This is a genomic window from Bacillus sp. FSL R9-9497, assembly GCF_038005805.1.
GTDB lineage: Bacteria > Bacillota > Bacilli > Bacillales > Bacillaceae_G > Bacillus_A > Bacillus_A cereus.
Map to the genome: position 1 here is coordinate 4,283,128 of NZ_JBBOTY010000001.1, position 19,364 is coordinate 4,302,491.

Sequence of the window (19,364 nt, forward strand, 5' to 3'; positions counted from 1 at the left end):
ATTTCTAAATATTACTTTTTTTGTTATAATTAAATTATTGTTAATAAAATAAAGGAGCGATCACAATGACAACCTTACTTAGCAAAGCTAAAAACATATTAGCGACTGACGAAACGATATTATTTTACGCAGCATGTTCATTAGACATATTTATTTATCGTTCCGTCGCAAGGCCAGGATTGCTAATTTTAACGAACAAAAGGCTATTCTTTTATGGGCCAGATATAAGTAAGAATCCAATATTTGAAGAGTACTCTTTCGCAAAAATTTCTAATCTAAAAGAACAAAAGCGTCTTTTCAACAATCAAATTGTATTTATGTATGATAACGAATGGAAAAAAATAAAACATATTCAAACAAATGATGTGAGCTCCCTCGTTCAAAAGATACACGAGCAGCTTTCTAAATAAATAAATATATGATTAGCCCTCTATTTCTTACATAGAGGGCTTCTATACTTACACATCTTCTTTTTTCAAGAGAGGTCTCACATGAACAATGACAGTGCGAATAACTGCTAAAATCGGAACCGATATTAGCAATCCTACAATCCCAGCTACCTCTCCCCCAACTAGTAAGGCAAGCATAATAATAACGGGATGCATACGAAGTGACTTACCAACGATGTAAGGCGATAAAATGTTACTCTCCACAAATTGCAAAATCGCAATTGTGATCCCCGCCTTAATAAGTAAACTCGTTGATACTGTTGCTGCAATCATTAACGTCGGGATTGCTCCTAAAATAGGACCGAAGTACGGGATTATATCCGTTACCCCAATAATAATGCCAAGCAATAATGGATATTTCATACCGATAAACCAAAAAGAAAGAGCTGATACTCCCCCTAATACTAAACAAACAAATAACTGTCCTCGAATATAACTTCCAAGTGATTTATCAATTTCTTTCGCAAGCATTTGCCCCGTACCTCGCCATTTACTTGGGACTAGTTTCCAAAAGATATGATAAAACTCACCATAATCTTTTAATATGTAAAATACAATGAACGGTATTAAGAAAATAATGAGCAATGAATCGAGTACACCACGAGCTGTACTCATCACTTTATTTAAAAGCGCTTGAATCTTCGTTTCCACACCCACAAAAAGTTGTTTCACCTTTTCATGAATGAACGAAGGGAAATTCGCCGTTTGTTCTGTAACGCCATCCATCCACGAATCGTACATTTTTGTAAACTGCGGAAATTGTTCATTAATCTCTTGTAACTGCTTAATAACGACTGGTGTTCCTTTATAAATCCCATAACCAATTCCGCCAAAGAAAAGGATATAAATGAGCAAAATGGCAAGTGTACGGGGCATCCCTTCCTTATGAATTTTTTCAATTAAAGGGTGCAATAAATACGCAATAAAACACGCGATAAGAAACGGCGTAATCGCTACTTTAAATACAAAAATAATCGGTGCCCATAGCGGCTTAATTTTTAAAAAGACGAGCAGACAAAGAAAAACAAGTAACAATAATCCTAAACGATATATCCAAATGATTTTAAGATTCTTCACATGAAAAACCTCCTCCACCTTTATTTTGAAAATAAATGGGGTAGGTTATGTGCGAAACTTTTAAAATCTTTTCATACGGACCATACTGTTTTTTAAAGACGTACATATAAATAACATAACAAGGACAACCACCCCTGAGAATACAGCATGAATTAATATAATCAGGAGGGCTAATTATGGTTTTGTTTATGCTTGGATTATCAGCACTTTTTATGATTCTTGAATGGATTTGTATCGGGTTCGGTATTTGGAAGGGGTTCTTTATTCATTCCTCACGTAAAGAAAAAGCGAAGCAATTATGGCAGTATGGAATACTTGGCGTTGGCTGCTACGGTCTATCTTATCTTTTCTCAGAGATCGGACTTTTTTATTTGCATATGAGTGCATAAAAAAACTCCCTTGTCTACAAGGGAGTTTTTCACTTTATCGAAATGATTATAAGTAAGACTTAATCATCTTACGTGCTTTTTTCATATTGCGTTTTGAAAATACATCTTGCTTACGAGCATATTGATATGCTGCAGCTCCAACACCTAATGCGATTAATGAATTGCGTAGATTCAAAGTAAATCCCCCTTTTCGTTATCCGATCGTTCTTTCATTCTCATCAAATAAATCATCAAGAGAGCTTAGTGAACCATCTTCCTCAACTTGATGCGTATGGATTTTCCCCTTTGAAACCGATAATTCGATATAACAATTCCAGCAATAAAATTGGTTGACACCTATTTTTCCAATGTCTTTCCCTTTGCAATTTGGACAAATAAACATATGGCTTTCATCTCCTTACAGTCTCCCAGATTCTATTCGCCATTATGTCCAAACTGCATTCATTTATACATTTTACTGGAGCCTTTCAACGCTATGCGTTTGAAAGTTTCACTATATAATTTCACCTTGTTACATGAAATCATACGGTGAAATGTTTTCCACGTCCATTTCCTCGCCATTAACTGTGACCATCTGTACTTCTCCTTGTGATTCTTGCAAGCGACTAGCTAAGGTTGTTTGACGCATTGCATCATCAAGGCGATTTACACCAGATTGGAAAGCTGCTTCCTCTCCGCAAATAATAAGGAACTTCTTACTTCTTGTAATGCCCGTGTAAATTAAATTACGACGTAACATACGGTTGTAACTTTTCACGATTGGCATAATAACAATCGGAAATTCACTACCTTGTGATTTATGAATGGAACAACAATATGCATGCGTAATTTGATTTAAATCGGGCTTCGTATACGTTACCTCAATTCCGTCAAATGAAACGATAATCATATCTTGTTGCTCAACGTTTTCTTTCGCATAAAACACCGAAACAATTTCCCCAATATCACCATTAAACACTTGGCTCTCCGGCTGATTCACGAGTTGCAGTACTTTATCGCCTCTTCGGTACACAACATCACCGTAAGCAATTTCTTTACTCTTTTCCCTCTTCGGATTAAATACTTGTTGCAGCGCTTCGTTTAATACATTAATACCAGCAGGCCCGCGGTACATCGGTGCTAATACTTGTACATCTCTTGCGCTAAAGCCTTTTGTTTTAGCATTTTCACAAACTTTTTTCACAACCTCAACAATTTGAGATCCTGTACAGCCGATAAATGAACGATCTTTTTGATTTTGTGCTAAATCTGGTGGTAGAGTTCCATTTTTTATCGCATGGGCAAGTTGAATCACTGATGAGCCTTCCGCTTGACGATAAATTTCAGTAAGCTTCACTGTCGGAACTGCGCCTGCATTTAATAAATCTTTTAATACTTGTCCAGGTCCTACAGATGGCAACTGATCTTCATCACCTACAACGATAACTTGAATGTTCGTCGGCAACGACTTAAATAGCTGATTTGCAAGCCAAATATCAACCATTGAAAATTCATCGATAATAAGGAGCTTACCTTGGACAGGATCCGTTTCATTACGCTGGAAAGATCCTTCTGGCGTCCAACCAAGTAAACGGTGAATTGTGCAAGCTGGAAGTCCTGTCGATTCACTCATTCGCTTCGCTGCTCTTCCTGTTGGAGCTGTTAATAGTATTGGAAATGGATTATCATCACTGTATTCATTCGGATTTAACGATAACCCGTGTAGTGATGCATACATTTCAACAATCCCTTTAATAACTGTTGTTTTCCCTGTTCCTGGTCCACCTGTCAATAACATCATCGGTTTATGAAGTGCCGTTTGAATTGCTTCTTGCTGAAACGGTGCATATTGTACGTTCAGTTGTTCTTCAATTTCACCTAACGTTTTTAACACTTCTGCTTCTGGAAATGAAGGTGTTTCTTCTTGATTCATAAGCCTGCGAATAGACTTTACAACACCTTTCTCAGAGTAGAATAACGTTGCTAAATACACTCGTTCTTCTTCTATGATGACTTTCCCTTCACTTTGCATCGTTTCAATACAACCTATAATATCTTCCTCAGTCACTCTTCCTTCTTGATTGTTTAAAAGTGACATCGTTTCTCTTACAAGTTGATCTTTCCTCATATAAACGTGACCAAGTTGTAATGAGACATTCTCTAATGTGTAAAAACATCCTGCGCGTACACGGTCGTCATGATTACCCGATATCCCTAACGCACGCCCTATATCATCCGCTCTTCCAAAACCAATCCCGTCCACTTCTTCGATAAGTTGATACGGATTATTACGAATCACTTCTAATGTCATCTCTTTATATTGCTGGTAAATCTTAATAGAAAGTTTCGTTCCAAAACCGTAGCCATTTAAAAAGCTCATTACTTTCTCTAGCCCTTGATGTTCAACAATTGTCTCATATATTTCCTGAGCCTTTTGTTTATTAACAACACCATTTAATGCCTCAGGGTCATCCATAATTTTAGAAATAGCATGTTCTCCGAGATGGTCCACAATTTTTTCAGCTGTACGCTTTCCTATCCCTTTAAATAAATCACTCGCTAAATATTGCACCATACCTGCTTTTGTTTGCGGCAATTCTTTTTTAAATGTTTCAACCATATATTGTTTTCCATACTTTGGATGGTCCTTAAAATGACCTGTCAATGTAAACACTTCATCTTCATGCATGCGGGGAAAATGACCGTTTATCATTACTTTCTTTTCGTCATACGTTTCATTCGTTTCAATGACTTTCATACTGACAACGGAATAGAGGTTTTCTTCGTTGTGGAAAATGGTATGAAGAACTTGCGCTTTTATAAACTTTTTCTCTTCCTCAAACAAATCCATTGCATGTTGATTTCCCATTTTTCCTCTCCTTTCCGGTATTTTCACTTTAATGAGCAGTACATCCCCCACCTTTTTAGATGAGGGATAACTACCCATTAAACTATATTTTTATCTTATTCAGCTTCTTGCTCTAATAAACGAACGCCATTACCCGCTAAAAAGTGATCTGGCTGAATTTCAGTTGCTTTCTTAAATAAAGCGAGAGCCTTCTCATTATTTTCCTCAAATACGTACGCAACACCTAAATTGTAATACGCATCTGCATGCTCCTCATCCATTTCTAATACCTTTTCAAAATAAGGTTTCGCCTCTTGAACGTGTTCTAGTCGCGCGAAGCAAAGTCCGCACTGGAATACAGCTTCTACATCGTTTTCATCTAATTCTGTTGCTCTTTGTAAGAATGGTAGTGCAAGACGATCATTTCCAAGCTGTACATGTGTGATACCTAACATAAATGTTACATCAGCTGATTGTAATCCAGCTTGCATTGCTTGTTCAAATACAGCTTTCGCTTCAGTAAATTGCTCTTGGCCATAATATACATTTCCTAAACCATAATAGGCTGCTGCAGATTTATCATCTAACTCTAGTGCACGTTTATAAAATAAAATCGCTCGCTCGCTATCACCTAATACGTCTAATAAATTTGCAAAATTAATGTACCCAAGCGCATCTTTCGGATTTTCTTCGATTGCTTCTGTAAAATTTTTAGCTGCTTCTTCCCAGTTTCCTTCTTGCATATATTGAATACCTGTTTCAAGTTTGTTTGACATGTCCTTCACCTCTACAACAAATTATAACAAAGAATGTATTTTCCAAGCGAACGAAAATTCGCTTTATGTAAAAGAAACCTCTAACCGCTAATCGGCAGAGGCTTCTCATTTATCCTAAATAATCCAATTTCTTACCACTACGGTACACTTCATCAATTGTAGCACCGCCTAAGCACTCATCTCCATCATAGAAAACGACTGCTTGTCCTGGTGTAATTGCACGAATTGGCTCATCACAAAGAATACGAACTGTATTTTCATCAACGATTTGAACCGTTACTTTATTGTCTTCTTGACGATAACGGAATTTCGCCGTGCACTTAAATTCTGTTTCTTTTTCTTTGTTACTTACCCATCCTACATTCGTAGCAATAACTTCATCACCATATAGAAGTTCGTTATGGAATCCTTGATCAACATATAAAATGTTTTCTTTTAGATTTTTCCCAACAGCAAACCATGGATCACCATTACCACCAATTCCAAGGCCATGACGTTGTCCAATTGTATAATACATTAAACCGTCATGCTTCCCTTTCACTTCACCAGATAATGTTTGCATTACACCTGGTTGTGCCGGTAAGTAGTTACTTAAGAAATCTTTAAAGTTACGCTCACCAATGAAGCAAATACCTGTACTATCTTTTTTCGCCGCTGTCGCTAAGCCAGCTTCTTTCGCCATTTCACGAATTTGCGGTTTCTTTAATTCACCTAACGGGAACATTGTTTTTGATAATTGCTCTTGGCTTAATTGATTTAAGAAATATGTTTGATCTTTATTGTCATCAACACCGCGAAGCATTTTATATTCGCCGTCCATATAAGCAACGCGTGCATAATGGCCTGTTGCCACATAATCCGCACCAAGCGCAATTGCATGCTCTAAAAATGCTTTAAATTTAATTTCTTTATTACACATTACATCTGGGTTTGGTGTACGACCAGCTCGGTACTCATCTAAGAAGTACGTAAATACTTTATCCCAGTATTGTTTTTCAAAGTTTACTGCATAATACGGAATACCAATTTGGTTACACACTTCAATTACATCATTGTAATCTTCTGTTGCTGTGCAGACACCATTCTCATCTGTATCATCCCAGTTTTTCATAAAAATTCCGATTACATCATAACCTTGCTCTTTTAATAAAAGTGCTGCTACAGATGAATCGACGCCACCGGACATTCCGATGACAACGCGTGTTTCGTGAGGTAGTTTGTTCATCATGTCACCTCCCATGCTAATTTTGTGTTAATCGCTTCACGATTTTCACTGTTTCGTACGCCGCTTTTTCAATTTGCTCTTTCGTATTTCCAAGTCCAAAACTAAAGCGTACGGATGAACGTATTTGATCGGAGTCTTTTCCAAACATCGCTACTAATACATGTGATGGATCAATCGAACCAGCTGTACAAGCAGAACCACTTGATACTGCAATGCCAGCTAAGTCTAAGTTCACAAGGAAAGGTTCAATGTTCATTCCTGTAAAACTTACATTAAGTACATGCGGTAAGCGATGTTCTAAGTTTCCGTTTACCTCGAAAGTAATGCCTTCATTTTTGAAGACAGATACCATTATATCTTTAAACTCTTCATATTGGGCATTTTTTTGCTCACGAGTTTTTTCAGCTATAAGAATTGCATACTGAAGCCCAGCAATACTAGGCACATTTTCCGTACCAGCACGGCGTTTTCTTTCTTGCTCTCCGCCTATTAATAACGGTTCAAATTTCACATTTGCACCAGCGTATAAGAAACCTACACCTTTTGGCCCGTTAATTTTATGAGCTGAAATTGATAATAAATCAATACCAAACTCTTTCACATTAATTTCTACTAAACCGTAAGCTTGTACCGCATCTGTATGGAAATACGCTTGATGCTCTTTTAACAGCTTTCCTATTTCCACAATCGGTTGCATCGTCCCTACTTCATTATTCCCAAACATAACAGATACAAGAATCGTCTCTTCTGTTAATGCCTTTTGTATGTCAGAAACTTGAATGCGCCCGGTTTCATCGACAGGTAAATATGTCACTTCAAACCCTTCACGCTCTAACAATTCGCACGTATGCAAAATCGCATGATGTTCAATTTGCGTCGTTATAATGTGGTTACCTTTATGACGGTTCGCACGTGCTACACCGATAAGCGCTAAATTATCAGCTTCTGTACCACCGCTCGTAAATATAATTTCATTCGGATTCGCATGAATGCTGCGTGCACACACTCTTCTCGCCTCATCTACTGTGTGACGAGTTTGACGTCCATAAAAGTGAATACTAGACGGGTTCCCGAATATTTCTGTCATATATGGAATCATCTTTTCGACCACTTCTGGGTGAGTCGGAGATGTCGCAGCATGATCTAAGTAAATGCGTTCCATTAAATCTCCTTCTTTCCAAATCGTTTCACAAGGAATTAAATGTAAAACATATAGCCCCCGTGATTTTCTTCCTCATAACGTACTAAATCTTCTAACGTTGTACTATCTAACACTTCTTGCACCGCATCACGAACACGCATCCATAACTGGCGCTGCGCTGGCTCTTCTTCTTCTATCATTTCTACAACACTAATCGGTCCCTCTAATACACGGATTACATCCCCAGCTGTAATGTTAGCCGGTTGATCAGATAATACATATCCGCCATATGCCCCGCGCGTACTCTTTACAAGACGAGCGTTACGAAGTGGTGAAATTAATTGCTCTAAGTAATGCTCAGATAAGTCATGCGCCTGCGCAATTGATTTTAATGAAATCGGACCTTCACCAAACTTTTTTGCAAGATCAATCATAATTGTTAAGCCATAGCGGCCTTTCGTTGAAATTTTCATCTATTTTGCACCTCTTTTCAAATTTTCACTTCTATTGGTTATATCTTATTTATAAAAAGAACACAATTTAAAATCCTATGAAATTATAGCATAATATAGTATTATAAGAAATTTCAACTTGTGTATCAAAATGATAACATAAAATCACATTGAAAAACTCGGAAATTATTACAATTGAAAGAAAAATGAAAATATTATCCTTCATTTTTCCCATAAAACAGCATCCTATTTCAAATTTCGTAGAAAAAAATGATACGATAGAACGAGATTATATATTAAGGGAGACGGTCCAAATGAAACAACCACTCGCACATCGAATGCGCCCTACAAATATTCAAGAAATTATTGGGCAACAACATTTAGTTGGTGAAGGAAAGATTTTATGGCGAATGGTCCAAGCCAATCATTTTCAATCTATGATTTTATACGGTCCTCCAGGTACAGGAAAAACATCCATTGCCAGTGCAATTGCTGGAAGTACCGGTACCCCGTTTCGTCTATTGAACGCTGTTACTCACAATAAAAAAGATATGGAAGTTGTCGTGCAAGAAGCGAAGATGCATCGACACCTCGTTTTAATTTTAGATGAAGTTCACCGTCTAGATAAAGCAAAGCAAGACTTTCTATTACCTCACTTAGAAAGCGGACTTCTTACTTTAATTGGTGCAACGACAAGTAATCCATTCCATGCAATAAACTCCGCTATTCGAAGCAGGTGTCAAATTTTCGAATTACACGCACTAACAGAAGATGATATTTTAATTGGGTTAAAAAGAGCTTTAGAAGATAAAGAAAAAGGCCTTGGAGAATATGCTGTAACGGTAACAGATGAAGCACTACATCACTTTGCAAATGCCTCTGGTGGTGATATGCGTTCCGCTTATAACGCACTTGAGCTTGCTGTATTATCTAGCTTTACTACAGACGATCAAGCGGCTGAAATCACACTCGAGATTGCGGAAGAATGCTTACAAAAGAAGAGCTTCGTTCACGACAAAGGCGGCGATGCTCATTATGACGTATTATCAGCATTTCAAAAATCAGTGCGCGGAAGTGATGTAAATGCAGCGCTCCATTATTTAGCACGCCTTATTGAAGCAGGTGATTTACAAAGTATTGGCAGACGCCTTCTTATTATGGCTTATGAAGATATTGGACTTGCTAGCCCACAAGCTGGACCACGTACACTAGCTGCAATTGAATCAGCTGAACGAGTTGGATTCCCAGAAGCACGCATCCCACTTGCAAATGCCGTTATCGAGCTATGCTTATCACCAAAATCAAATTCAGCTTATAAAGCACTTGATGCTGCATTACACGATTTACGCAACGGTCAAACAGGTGACATTCCAAGCCATTTAAAAGATAGTCATTACAAAGGCGCAGAATCACTTGGAAGAGGCATTGGATATTTATATCCACACGACCATCCAAATGGCTGGGTAAGGCAACAATACTTACCTGATAAAATAAAAAACAAGCAATATTATAAACCGAAAACGACAGGGAAATTTGAGCAAGCCCTTTCTACTGTTTATGAAAGATTACAAACTTCGAATAAAACGAAAAATAAAGGGTAACATAAACGAAAACGTCACCATTATGGAGGCTTCGCTTATGAAAACACGTCAAGATGCATGGACAAAAGAAGATGATCTCCTTTTAGCAGAAACTGTTTTACGACATATTCGCAGCGGAAGTACACAAATAAAAGCATTTGATGAAGTCGGCGATACGTTGAACCGGACTTCAGCAGCTTGCGGCTTTAGATGGAATGCTGAAGTAAGGCCGAATTACGAAGATGCTGTGCAGCTTGCGAAGAAACAACGTAAAGAATTAAAGCGCTCTGAAGCTAAAATAGAAAAAAATCAGTTCACGAAAACGAAACAACTCGTAATCGATGCTGAGTTTTCTGAAGATATTACGCCAAGTAAACAAGAACTTACGATGCAAAATGTCATCTCATTTTTGCAAAACTTGGAGCATAATAACCCTTCACTCGCAAAGTTGCAAACTGAAAATGATGTATTACAAGCTCAGCTCACTTCTCTGCAAAAAACGAATCATGAACTTGAAACGAAATTAGCGGTACTCACAAAAAAACAACAAGCAATCGAAGAAGATTACGCGATGCTTGTTCGAATTATGGATCGTGCTCGAAAACTTGTTTCAGTCGAAGAGCAAGAAGAGCAAATTGCCCCGATTTTCAAAACAGATCAAAATGGAAATTTAGATATTATTTATTCTGCAGAGAATTAAAAACAGGGATGTCACTTTTTTGACTAAGTGACATCCCTGTTTGTTTCTTTGGTGGAGAGTATATATGTATGTGTCGGTAAATGAAATTACACCGACGATTTTTCAAATATATCTATCGTAACTCAAAATATATCAACGATTTTTTTAATATATCGATGATTCGACAAGAAATATCCCTCCCTATCACACAAGAAAACTCTCGGTATAGATTAGATATTTTTTACTAAAATGTTATTATAAACATATACATTTTAAGGGCGATGGTTGCTATTTCATTAATAGTCTTCAAAATAACACTCGGTATTCTCGTTCTAATATTAGGTCTTTTTACCATTAAGAGTTTAAAAAAGATTTCCGCCTATAAGTCGGATAAATACGATTATTCTTTATTAGGATTACTTACATTCGAATTATTAGTATTGCAAATATCTGCAATTCTTTAAAACATAATAGAAAAAGCATATACCCTTGACGGATATATGCTTTCTTTTTATTCTTGCCCTACACGCTTCACTTCAACGTTTTTAATACGTTCACGTACAACGTGACTTGCCATGATTAAGCCTGCCACAGATGGTACGAATGCATTTGATGAAGGCGGTAATTTCGCTTTACGAATTTTTGCATTTTCGTCTGGTACGATTTCTTTACGTACCTCTTCACGAATTACGATTGGGTTTTCGTCAGAGAAGACAACTTTTACACCTTTTTTAATACCCTCTTTACGAAGCTTCGTACGAATGACTTTCGCAATTGGATCTGTATGTGTTTTAGAAATGTCCGCAATACGGAAACGAGTTGGATCCATTTTATTTGCTGCACCCATACATGAGATAATTTTAATTTTACGACGTAAACATTGTTTAATTAAATGGATTTTGAACGTAATCGTATCAGATGCATCCACTACGAAATCTAAACCGTGCTTAAAGAACTCTTCATATGTTTCATCTGTATAAAACATTTCAAGTCCAATTACTTCACACTCTGGGTTAATGTCTGCGATACGCTCTTTCATTAATTCTACTTTTGAACGTCCTACAGTAGATACTAAAGCGTGAATTTGACGGTTTACGTTTGTAATATCTACAACGTCTTTATCAACTAATACAAGACGTCCAACGCCAGAACGTGCTAACGCTTCAGCTGCAAAAGAGCCTACGCCGCCAATTCCTAAAATACCGACTGTACTATTTTTTAATATTTCAAGTCCTTCTTTACCGAAGGCTAATTCATTACGTGAAAATTGATGTAACATTCAGCTCTACACTCCTATTACAAAAATGGTCTACCATGTATTCTAGCGTTTTTCCGACTATTTGTATAGAAAAAGTTATAGAATTCCTAAAAATACATATTTCGATAATGAAAACATAGTGTAAACCGGTCTTTTTTTACTTCCTTTCAATACACGTTTAAAAAGGAGGATTTAGAGAACCGAGCAGATCGAGGCGCTGAAGCCAGGAGGAGCGCAGTGTAGAAATACTACTCGAGCACCGAACTGGCGAAGCAACGATGAGATGCGACAGTTATCTAAACCGGACTTTTTAAACAACCTCTCAAAAAAAGTCTAGATGGTATTAGTATAACCATCTAGACCCTATTCTTACTTCTCTTCTTTTAAGCTTAATTTTAAGTTTAACTCTTCAAGCTGTGCTTCTGCAACTGGGCTTGGAGCTTCTGTTAATAAGCAGCTTGCGCTTGCTGTTTTCGGGAATGCAATTGTATCACGAAGGTTCGTACGGCCTGCAAGCAGCATAACAAGACGATCTAAACCTAATGCAATACCGCCGTGTGGTGGTGTACCGTATTCGAATGCTTCTAATAAGAATCCGAATTGCTCTTGCGCTTCTTCTTGTGAGAATCCAAGTGCTTTGAACATTTTTTCTTGTACGTCACGCTCGTAAATACGAAGTGATCCACCACCAAGCTCATAACCGTTTAATACAAGGTCATATGCTTGTGCACGTGCTTTTTCTGGTGCTGTTTCTAGTAACTCAACGTCTTCACGGAATGGCATTGTGAATGGGTGGTGAGCTGCGAAGTAACGATCTGCATCTTCATCGTACTCAAGAAGTGGCCAATCCGTTACCCATAGGAAATTAAATTTACTTTCATCAATTAACTCAAGCTCTTTACCTAGACGTAAACGAAGTGCGCCTAAGCTATCTGCAACAACGCTCTTCTTATCTGCTACGAATAGTAATAAGTCGCCAGCAGTAGCTTCTAATGTGCTCATTAACACATTTGCATCTTCTTCACCGAAGAATTTTGCAATCGGTCCTTTTAAACCGTCTTCTTCAACTTTAAGCCAAGCTAGACCTTTTGCACCGTATACTTTCACGAATTCAGTTAATGCATCGATGTCTTTACGAGAATATTTACTTGCAGCACCTTTTGCATTGATTGCTTTTACTTGTCCGCCGCTTTCTACAGCACTTGTAAACACTTTAAAGCCACAACCTGCTGCAAACTCAGATAAGTCTGTTAGTTCCATTTCAAAGCGTGTATCTGGCTTATCAGAACCGTAGCGAGCCATTGCATCAGCATATTTCATACGAGGGAATGGTGCACTAACTTCTACACCTTTTGCATCCTTCATAACTTTCGTCATCATACGCTCCATCATATCTAAAATTTCATCTTGTGTTAAGAATGAAGCTTCGATATCAATTTGCGTGAATTCCGGTTGACGATCCGCACGTAAATCTTCATCACGGAAACAACGTGCTACTTGATAGTAACGCTCAAATCCGCCGACCATAAGAAGCTGTTTAAATAACTGTGGTGACTGTGGTAGTGCATAGAATTCACCATCATGCACACGACTTGGTACTAAATAGTCACGAGCTCCTTCTGGCGTGCTTTTCGTTAAAATTGGTGTTTCTACTTCTAAGAACTCTTCTGTGTCTAAGAAGTTACGAATTGTTTTCGTTACGTCATGACGCATTTTGAATGTGTTAAACATTACTGGGCGACGTAAGTCTAAATAACGATATTTTAAACGCACATCTTCTGATGCATCTGTATCATCAGCAATGATGATTGGCGTTGTTTTCGCTGCATTTAGTACATTTACTTTTGTTGCTTGTACTTCAATACGACCAGTTGCCATATTGTCATTAATTGCGCCTTCACCACGTTCAACAACTGTACCTTCTACGTGTAATACGTATTCGCTACGAATTGTTTCTGCTACTTCTAACGCTTCTTTTGATGTTTCTGGGTTAAATACAACTTGCACGATACCTGTACGGTCACGTAAGTCGATAAAGATTAATCCACCTAAGTCACGGCGTTTTTGTACCCAACCTTTTAATTGAACTGTTTGTCCAACAGCTTCTACTGTTACTTTTCCACATGCATGTGTTCTTTCAGCCACTGTAAGTTCCCCCTATATTAATTTCTCTGCTACGTATGAAGCAAATACATCTAACGCTACTTCTTCTTGTTCACCTGTTGCCATATCTTTTAAGTTAATGATGCCTTTATCTAGCTCATCTTCTCCTAATACAGCTACAAATTTCGCCTTTAGACGATCTGCTGATTTAAATTGTGCTTTCATTTTACGATCTAAATAATCTTTTTCAACTGACAATCCAGCTTTACGAAGATCGAACGCAACTTTTGCAGCATGGTCTTTCGCTTTTTCGCCAAGCGCCACAACGTAACAATCAATACTATGTTCAAGTGGTAATTCGATGTTTTCAGCTTTTAGCGCCATAATTAAACGTTCAATACTCATTGCAAAACCGATACCTGGCATTTCTGGTCCACCGATTTCTTGTACAAGTCCGTTATAACGGCCACCACCGCTTAATGTAGTGATCGCACCGAAACCTTCTGCCTCACTCATAATTTCAAAAACAGTGTGTTGGTAGTAGTCTAAACCACGCACTAAGTTCGGATCTTTTTCAAACGGAACATCCATCATCGTTAATAGTTCTTGAACTTTGTCGTAGTATATTGCTGAATCTTCGTTTAAGTATTCTGTAATAGATGGTGCTGTTCCCATTAATTCATGGTTACGGTCCTTCTTACAGTCTAAAATTCGAAGTGGGTTCTTTTCTAAGCGAGATTGACAGTCAGAACAGAATTCGCCGATACGTGGCTCAAAGTGTGCGATTAATGCATCACGGTGCGCTTGACGGCTCGCTGCGTCACCTAAACTGTTTAATACAACTTTAATATTTTTTAAGCCCATGCCGCGGTAAAATTCAACAGCAAGTGCAATTACTTCTGCATCAATTGCAGGGTCATTACTGCCGATTGCTTCGATACCGAATTGTACGAATTGACGATAGCGACCTGCTTGTGGTCTTTCATAACGGAACATTTGACCGATATAGTATAATTTCGTTGGTTGTGTTGCATCACCAAACATTTTATTTTCAACGTAAGAACGTACAACAGGTGCAGTACCTTCTGGACGTAATGTTAAGCTGCGCTCTCCACGATCTTGGAATGAGTACATTTCTTTTTGTACGATATCTGTCGTATCACCAACACCGCGTAAAAATAGCTCAGTGTGCTCAAAAATTGGTGTACGAATTTCTTTATAATTGTAACGACGGCAAATTTCGCGTGCTTGCCCTTCGATATACTGCCATAACTCAACAGTGCCTGGAAGAATATCTTGCGTTCCGCGTGGGATTTGAATAGACATATTCAGTTCCTCCTCAAATTGTTTTAATCTTAATAAAAATAAAAAAACTCCCGCCTCTACTGTTTAAACAGTAGGGACGAGAGTATTATACCCGTGGTGCCACCCTAATTGAAGCACGTATGCTTCCACTTTTTTAATAACGCTTAAATGTGCGTTCATCCCTACTAAGCGTATATGCCGTTCAAGTTGAAACCTCTAGAGTGTCATTCAATCAGTCATCATGCAGAAATGTTTTCAGCCTAAGACATTCCTTCTCTTTCCATGTGTGTCTCATTTACTCTTCTCTATCAACGGTTATATTCATATGTAAATATAAAATTACTATACGTTTGTTAAGTAGGATTGTCAAGTGCTCTAAGAACGTTCAATCTGCTTCTTTAAACGCTTTACATCTTGAAGAGAAATCCCAAACTCGGAAGCAAGCTCCATTGAAGTATTGTTTTGCTCTTTTGAAATAAAATCATGAAAATTCACGTTAAATAGTTGATTTGCACCATTTGTAACAGAATGCCCTTTTTCATTCATACGCATACGTATATCCCTCACATTCAATATGGATGTTTTACTTTTTATTGTTCCATATTGATGGGAGAGTTATACATAACCGAAACTGCTATTGATTCCAAATAAATGAACAAAACATACAACAATGTATAAAAAAGAGAGGATTATATAACCCTCTCTTTTTTATCAACACTATTTACTTTCTACAATTAAGGTCACCGGACCATCATTGATTAAAGAAACATCCATCATTGCTCCGAACTTCCCTGTTTCCACATGTAATCCTTGTTTACGAACTTCTTCATTAAAGAAATCGTATAAACGCTCTGCATAATCAGGTTTCGCAGCATCCATAAAGTTTGGACGTCTTCCCTTGCGGCAATCTCCGTATAATGTGAATTGCGAAATAGATAGAACTTGTCCTTCTACATCAAGTACAGAATGATTCATCTTTCCGCTCTCATCTTCAAAAATACGTAAGTTTGCAATTTTTTCCGCAATGTAAGTTGCATCTTTTTCTGTATCTTCGTGCGTAATGCCAACTAGTAATGTTAAACCGAACGGAATTTGTCCTACGATCTCACCGTCTACTGTGACAGACGCTTTCTTTGATCGTTGTAAAACAACTCTCATCTTTCTACACTCCCTATTAATGCATCATGCGTCGTACTGCATAAATTTCTGGAACGCGTTTAATGCGTTCTACTACTTTTTTCAAGTGTTGTAAGTTACGAATCGAGATTGACATATTAATTGTTGCCATCTTATTACGGTCACTTCTACCAGAAACAGCTGAAATGTATGTTTTCGTCTCTGTAACAGCTTGCAGTACTTCATTTAATAAACCGCGGCGATCGTAACCTGAAATTTCAATATCAACGTTATACTCTATTTCTTTTTCAGGGCTACCTTCCCACTCAACTTCTAATAAACGTTCTATCGCTTCTTCTGTATGAACATTTACACAATCACGGCGGTGAATCGATACACCTCGGCCTTTGGTAATATACCCAACGATATCATCACCCGGAACTGGGTTACAGCATTTCGATAAACGGATTAATAAATTATCAGCACCGCTTACCTTTACACCAGAATCCCATTTTCGAATTTTCATCGGTTTACGAACTTCTTTAACTTCAACAATTTCTTCTTCTTCGCGTTGCTTGCGGAACTTGTCCGTTAGTCGCGTAACAATTTGCGAAGCTGTAATTCCGCTATATCCAACTGCTGCAAACATATCTTCTTCATTTGCAAAGTTAAATTTCTCAGCGACGCGTTTTAAGTTATCAGGCGCTAATACTTCTTTCATCTCATACTCTAGACCACGTACTTCCTTTTCAACAAGTTCACGGCCTTTTTCAATATTTTCGTCTCTACGTTGTTTCTTAAAGAATTGACGAATTTTATTTTTCGCATGAGATGTTTGAGCAAGTTTTACCCAATCTTGACTTGGGCCATATGAATGTTTCGACGTTAAAATTTCAATGATATCGCCTGTTTTTAATTTATAATCCAGCGTCACCATTTTCCCGTTTACTTTTGCACCAATTGTTTTATTCCCAATTTCCGAATGGACACGATACGCGAAATCAATTGGAACCGATCCAAGTGGTAATTCCATTACATCGCCTTTCGGTGTAAAGACGAATACCATGTCAGAGAATAAATCAATTTTTAATGACTCCATAAATTCTTCTGCATTAGAAGTTTCATTTTGCCATTCTAATATTTGACGGAACCACGTGAGTTTCTTCTCTAATGTACCTGTTGTTTCTGCTGTTTTTCCTTCTTTGTATGCCCAGTGTGCCGCGATCCCGAATTCTGCAATTTCGTGCATTTCTTTCGTACGAATTTGCACTTCAAGCGGATCACCTTTCGGTCCAATTACAGTCGTATGAAGAGATTGATATAGATTTGCTTTTGGCATTGCAATATAATCTTTAAAACGACCTGGCATCGGCTTCCAGCACGTATGAATAATTCCAAGCACTGCATAACAATCTTTAATACTATTTACAACGACACGTACAGCTAATAAATCATAAATTTCATTGAACTGTTTATTTTGCAGTGCCATTTTACGATAAATACTGTAAATATGTTTCGGTCTTCCAGAGATCTCAGGTTGAATTGCAACTTCTTTTAATTTCTCACGAATACCAGTCATTACTTCGTCTAAATATTCTTCACGTTCTGCACGTTTACGCTTCATTAAATTTACAATACGATAATATTGTTGTGGATTTAAATAGCGAAGTGACGTATCCTCTAGCTCCCATTTAATAGTACTAATTCCGAGTCTATGTGCTAAAGGTGCAAAGATTTCTAGCGTTTCATTCGCTATGCGACGCTGCTTCTCTTGAGGCAAATGTTTCAATGTACGCATGTTATGAAGACGATCAGCTAGTTTAATTAAAATAACTCGAATATCTTGAGCCATTGCAATAAACATTTTGCGATGGTTTTCTGCTTGTTGTTGTTCGTGAGATTTATATTTGATCTTCCCAAGCTTCGTAACACCATCAACAAGCATAGCAATTTCTTTGTTAAATTCCCGTTCAATATCTTCTAACGTAATCTCTGTATCTTCCACTACATCATGTAAGAAACCTGCTGATACCGTAGCTGGATCCATGTGTAAATCAACTAAAATACCTGCAACTTGAATTGGATGAATAATATACGGTTCACCCGATTTTCTGTATTGTTCGCTATGCGCATCGCGTGCATATTCATAGGCACGTGCTACTAGCTCAATATCTTCATCCACTAAATATTGACTTGCTTTCTCGAGTACCTGTTCAGCTGTTAGTACCTGCTCATTTGCCATCGAATCACCTTTTATTGAAAATTGACTTTATCTTTATTTAATAGAATAAATTATATTCTATCATTATAACCCAATGATTGTGAATTGTGAAAAGGAAAAGATTTTACTGACATTTCACCATGATTTTTTGTTCAATTATACAAAAGTACCCGCTCCTCTCCAAGAGATTCACGGGTACTTTTTATCACCGTAGTTTTACCTATATAGTGATTAGTATTTTTCTAATACTAATACATCGTAACCATCTAACATTTTACGACCATCTAAGTAAGTAAGCTCTACTAAGAATGCAATCCCTGCTACAACTCCGCCAAGTTCTTCAACTAGCTTAATTGTCGCTTCGATAGTTCCACCTGTAGCTAATAGGTCATCTGTAATTAATACGCGTTGACCTGGCTTAATTGCATCTTTATGGATTGTTAAAACATCTTTACCATATTCTTTACCGTAGTCAACTGTAATTACTTCACGTGGTAATTTTCCTAATTTACGAACTGGCGCAAATCCTACTTCTAACGCATAAGAAACTGGGCAACCGATAATGAAACCACGAGCTTCTGGTCCTACTACAACATCGATATCTCTTTCTTTTGCGTATTCAACGATTGCATCTGTTGCTGCTTTGTATGCTTTACCGTCATTCATTAAAGGTGTAATGTCTTTAAACACAATACCTTCTTTCGGATAATCCGGTACAATTGCGATATGTTGCTTGAAATCCATATTTCTGAATCCTCCTCAGATC

Annotated in this window: 19 protein-coding genes and 1 other annotated feature; of the genes, 4 read left to right on the top strand and 15 right to left on the bottom strand. The window is 37.5% G+C overall.

Annotated features, from left to right (window positions below; genetic code table 11):
* The first annotated feature begins 65 nt into the window (after nt 1-65).
* The gene (locus MKY21_RS22090; RefSeq protein ID WP_061664889.1) at nt 66-410 is read left to right on the top strand and encodes a PH domain-containing protein; all 345 of its coding nucleotides are present in this window, start codon (nt 66-68) and stop codon (nt 408-410) included.
* 48 nt (nt 411-458) lie between these two features.
* Here MKY21_RS22090 and MKY21_RS22095 read toward each other — a convergent pair whose 3' ends face one another.
* On the bottom strand, nt 459-1,526 hold the full coding sequence (locus MKY21_RS22095) for an AI-2E family transporter (RefSeq protein ID WP_000793128.1): 1,068 nt from the start codon (nt 1,524-1,526) through the stop codon (nt 459-461).
* Between the two features lie 176 nt (nt 1,527-1,702).
* Here MKY21_RS22095 and MKY21_RS22100 point away from each other — a divergent pair, with 176 nt between their 5' ends.
* The gene (locus MKY21_RS22100) at nt 1,703-1,915 is read left to right on the top strand and encodes a hypothetical protein (protein ID WP_000242536.1); all 213 of its coding nucleotides are present in this window, start codon (nt 1,703-1,705) and stop codon (nt 1,913-1,915) included.
* Between the two features lie 46 nt (nt 1,916-1,961).
* Here MKY21_RS22100 and MKY21_RS22105 read toward each other — a convergent pair whose 3' ends face one another.
* The 7 genes from MKY21_RS22105 to cymR form a co-directional block, all read right to left on the bottom strand.
* A complete protein-coding gene (locus MKY21_RS22105) occupies nt 1,962-2,090 on the bottom strand; it encodes a YrzQ family protein (protein WP_001053553.1) in 129 nt (42 codons plus the stop codon).
* An 18-nt stretch (nt 2,091-2,108) separates the two neighbouring features.
* A complete protein-coding gene (locus tag MKY21_RS22110; protein WP_000469281.1) occupies nt 2,109-2,297 on the bottom strand; it encodes a hypothetical protein in 189 nt (62 codons plus the stop codon).
* A gap of 129 nt (nt 2,298-2,426) precedes the next feature.
* Complete coding sequence (gene recD2, locus MKY21_RS22115; protein ID WP_098616175.1) at nt 2,427-4,763, bottom strand: SF1B family DNA helicase RecD2; 2,337 nt, start codon at nt 4,761-4,763, stop codon at nt 2,427-2,429.
* 95 nt (nt 4,764-4,858) lie between these two features.
* Complete coding sequence (locus MKY21_RS22120) at nt 4,859-5,518, bottom strand: tetratricopeptide repeat protein (RefSeq protein WP_000066409.1); 660 nt, start codon at nt 5,516-5,518, stop codon at nt 4,859-4,861.
* Between the two features lie 109 nt (nt 5,519-5,627).
* Nucleotides 5,628-6,743 carry a tRNA 2-thiouridine(34) synthase MnmA gene (gene mnmA / locus MKY21_RS22125; protein WP_001038010.1) on the bottom strand — a complete coding sequence of 372 codons (1,116 nt, stop codon included), beginning with the start codon at nt 6,741-6,743 and terminating at the stop codon, nt 5,628-5,630.
* 16 nt (nt 6,744-6,759) lie between these two features.
* The gene (locus MKY21_RS22130) at nt 6,760-7,905 is read right to left on the bottom strand and encodes a cysteine desulfurase family protein (RefSeq protein WP_000439893.1); all 1,146 of its coding nucleotides are present in this window, start codon (nt 7,903-7,905) and stop codon (nt 6,760-6,762) included.
* A gap of 35 nt (nt 7,906-7,940) precedes the next feature.
* On the bottom strand, nt 7,941-8,357 hold the full coding sequence (gene cymR / locus MKY21_RS22135; protein WP_000704116.1) for a cysteine metabolism transcriptional regulator CymR: 417 nt from the start codon (nt 8,355-8,357) through the stop codon (nt 7,941-7,943).
* Nucleotides 8,358-8,650: 293 nt separating this feature from the next.
* Between cymR and MKY21_RS22140 the strand changes: the two genes are divergently transcribed.
* Nucleotides 8,651-9,937, top strand: a complete 1,287-nt coding sequence (locus MKY21_RS22140; RefSeq protein WP_000812919.1) for a replication-associated recombination protein A — start codon at nt 8,651-8,653, stop codon at nt 9,935-9,937.
* 37 nt (nt 9,938-9,974) lie between these two features.
* Nucleotides 9,975-10,616, top strand: coding sequence for an RsfA family transcriptional regulator (locus MKY21_RS22145; protein WP_000857722.1), 642 nt, complete (start codon nt 9,975-9,977; stop codon nt 10,614-10,616).
* Between the two features lie 490 nt (nt 10,617-11,106).
* Here MKY21_RS22145 and MKY21_RS22150 read toward each other — a convergent pair whose 3' ends face one another.
* From MKY21_RS22150 to MKY21_RS22180, 7 genes are all read right to left on the bottom strand, one after another.
* A complete protein-coding gene (locus MKY21_RS22150; RefSeq protein WP_000903176.1) occupies nt 11,107-11,874 on the bottom strand; it encodes a tRNA threonylcarbamoyladenosine dehydratase in 768 nt (255 codons plus the stop codon).
* A 348-nt stretch (nt 11,875-12,222) separates the two neighbouring features.
* Entirely contained in the window at nt 12,223-13,998 is a 1,776-nt protein-coding gene (gene aspS / locus MKY21_RS22155) for an aspartate--tRNA ligase (RefSeq protein WP_000840898.1), read from the bottom strand.
* Nucleotides 13,999-14,010: 12 nt separating this feature from the next.
* A complete protein-coding gene (gene hisS, locus MKY21_RS22160; protein ID WP_000027081.1) occupies nt 14,011-15,282 on the bottom strand; it encodes a histidine--tRNA ligase in 1,272 nt (423 codons plus the stop codon).
* A 69-nt stretch (nt 15,283-15,351) separates the two neighbouring features.
* Nucleotides 15,352-15,582 (bottom strand) — a binding site (T-box leader).
* Between the two features lie 54 nt (nt 15,583-15,636).
* Nucleotides 15,637-15,813, bottom strand: coding sequence for a hypothetical protein (locus tag MKY21_RS22165; protein WP_001242605.1), 177 nt, complete (start codon nt 15,811-15,813; stop codon nt 15,637-15,639).
* A 165-nt stretch (nt 15,814-15,978) separates the two neighbouring features.
* Complete coding sequence (locus MKY21_RS22170) at nt 15,979-16,419, bottom strand: D-tyrosyl-tRNA(Tyr) deacylase (protein ID WP_001266965.1); 441 nt, start codon at nt 16,417-16,419, stop codon at nt 15,979-15,981.
* A 16-nt stretch (nt 16,420-16,435) separates the two neighbouring features.
* Nucleotides 16,436-18,619 (bottom strand): GTP diphosphokinase, encoded by a 2,184-nt coding sequence (relA, locus tag MKY21_RS22175; RefSeq protein ID WP_001262813.1) that lies wholly within the window; start codon nt 18,617-18,619, stop codon nt 16,436-16,438.
* A gap of 210 nt (nt 18,620-18,829) precedes the next feature.
* Nucleotides 18,830-19,342, bottom strand: a complete 513-nt coding sequence (locus MKY21_RS22180; RefSeq protein WP_000346215.1) for an adenine phosphoribosyltransferase — start codon at nt 19,340-19,342, stop codon at nt 18,830-18,832.
* Between the last annotated feature and the right edge of the window lie 22 nt (nt 19,343-19,364).

Bases quoted from the DNA above. Each gene is read 5' to 3' on its own strand.
- MKY21_RS22165 (WP_001242605.1), bottom strand. From the start codon at position 15,813: ATGCGTATGAATGAAAAAGGGCATTCTGTTACAAATGGTGCAAATCAA.
- hisS (WP_000027081.1), bottom strand. From the start codon at position 15,282: ATGTCTATTCAAATCCCACGCGGAACGCAAGATATTCTTCCAGGCACT.
- mnmA (WP_001038010.1), bottom strand. From the start codon at position 6,743: ATGAACAAACTACCTCACGAAACACGCGTTGTCATCGGAATGTCCGGT.
- MKY21_RS22110 (WP_000469281.1), bottom strand. From the start codon at position 2,297: ATGTTTATTTGTCCAAATTGCAAAGGGAAAGACATTGGAAAAATAGGT.
- cymR (WP_000704116.1), bottom strand. From the start codon at position 8,357: ATGAAAATTTCAACGAAAGGCCGCTATGGCTTAACAATTATGATTGAT.
- MKY21_RS22180 (WP_000346215.1), bottom strand. From the start codon at position 19,342: ATGGATTTCAAGCAACATATCGCAATTGTACCGGATTATCCGAAAGAA.
- MKY21_RS22120 (WP_000066409.1), bottom strand. From the start codon at position 5,518: ATGTCAAACAAACTTGAAACAGGTATTCAATATATGCAAGAAGGAAAC.
- MKY21_RS22170 (WP_001266965.1), bottom strand. From the start codon at position 16,419: ATGAGAGTTGTTTTACAACGATCAAAGAAAGCGTCTGTCACAGTAGAC.
- MKY21_RS22100 (WP_000242536.1), top strand. From the start codon at position 1,703: ATGGTTTTGTTTATGCTTGGATTATCAGCACTTTTTATGATTCTTGAA.
- MKY21_RS22130 (WP_000439893.1), bottom strand. From the start codon at position 7,905: ATGGAACGCATTTACTTAGATCATGCTGCGACATCTCCGACTCACCCA.
- MKY21_RS22140 (WP_000812919.1), top strand. From the start codon at position 8,651: ATGAAACAACCACTCGCACATCGAATGCGCCCTACAAATATTCAAGAA.
- recD2 (WP_098616175.1), bottom strand. From the start codon at position 4,763: ATGGGAAATCAACATGCAATGGATTTGTTTGAGGAAGAGAAAAAGTTT.
- MKY21_RS22150 (WP_000903176.1), bottom strand. From the start codon at position 11,874: ATGTTACATCAATTTTCACGTAATGAATTAGCCTTCGGTAAAGAAGGA.
- MKY21_RS22090 (WP_061664889.1), top strand. From the start codon at position 66: ATGACAACCTTACTTAGCAAAGCTAAAAACATATTAGCGACTGACGAA.
- relA (WP_001262813.1), bottom strand. From the start codon at position 18,619: ATGGCAAATGAGCAGGTACTAACAGCTGAACAGGTACTCGAGAAAGCA.
- MKY21_RS22145 (WP_000857722.1), top strand. From the start codon at position 9,975: ATGAAAACACGTCAAGATGCATGGACAAAAGAAGATGATCTCCTTTTA.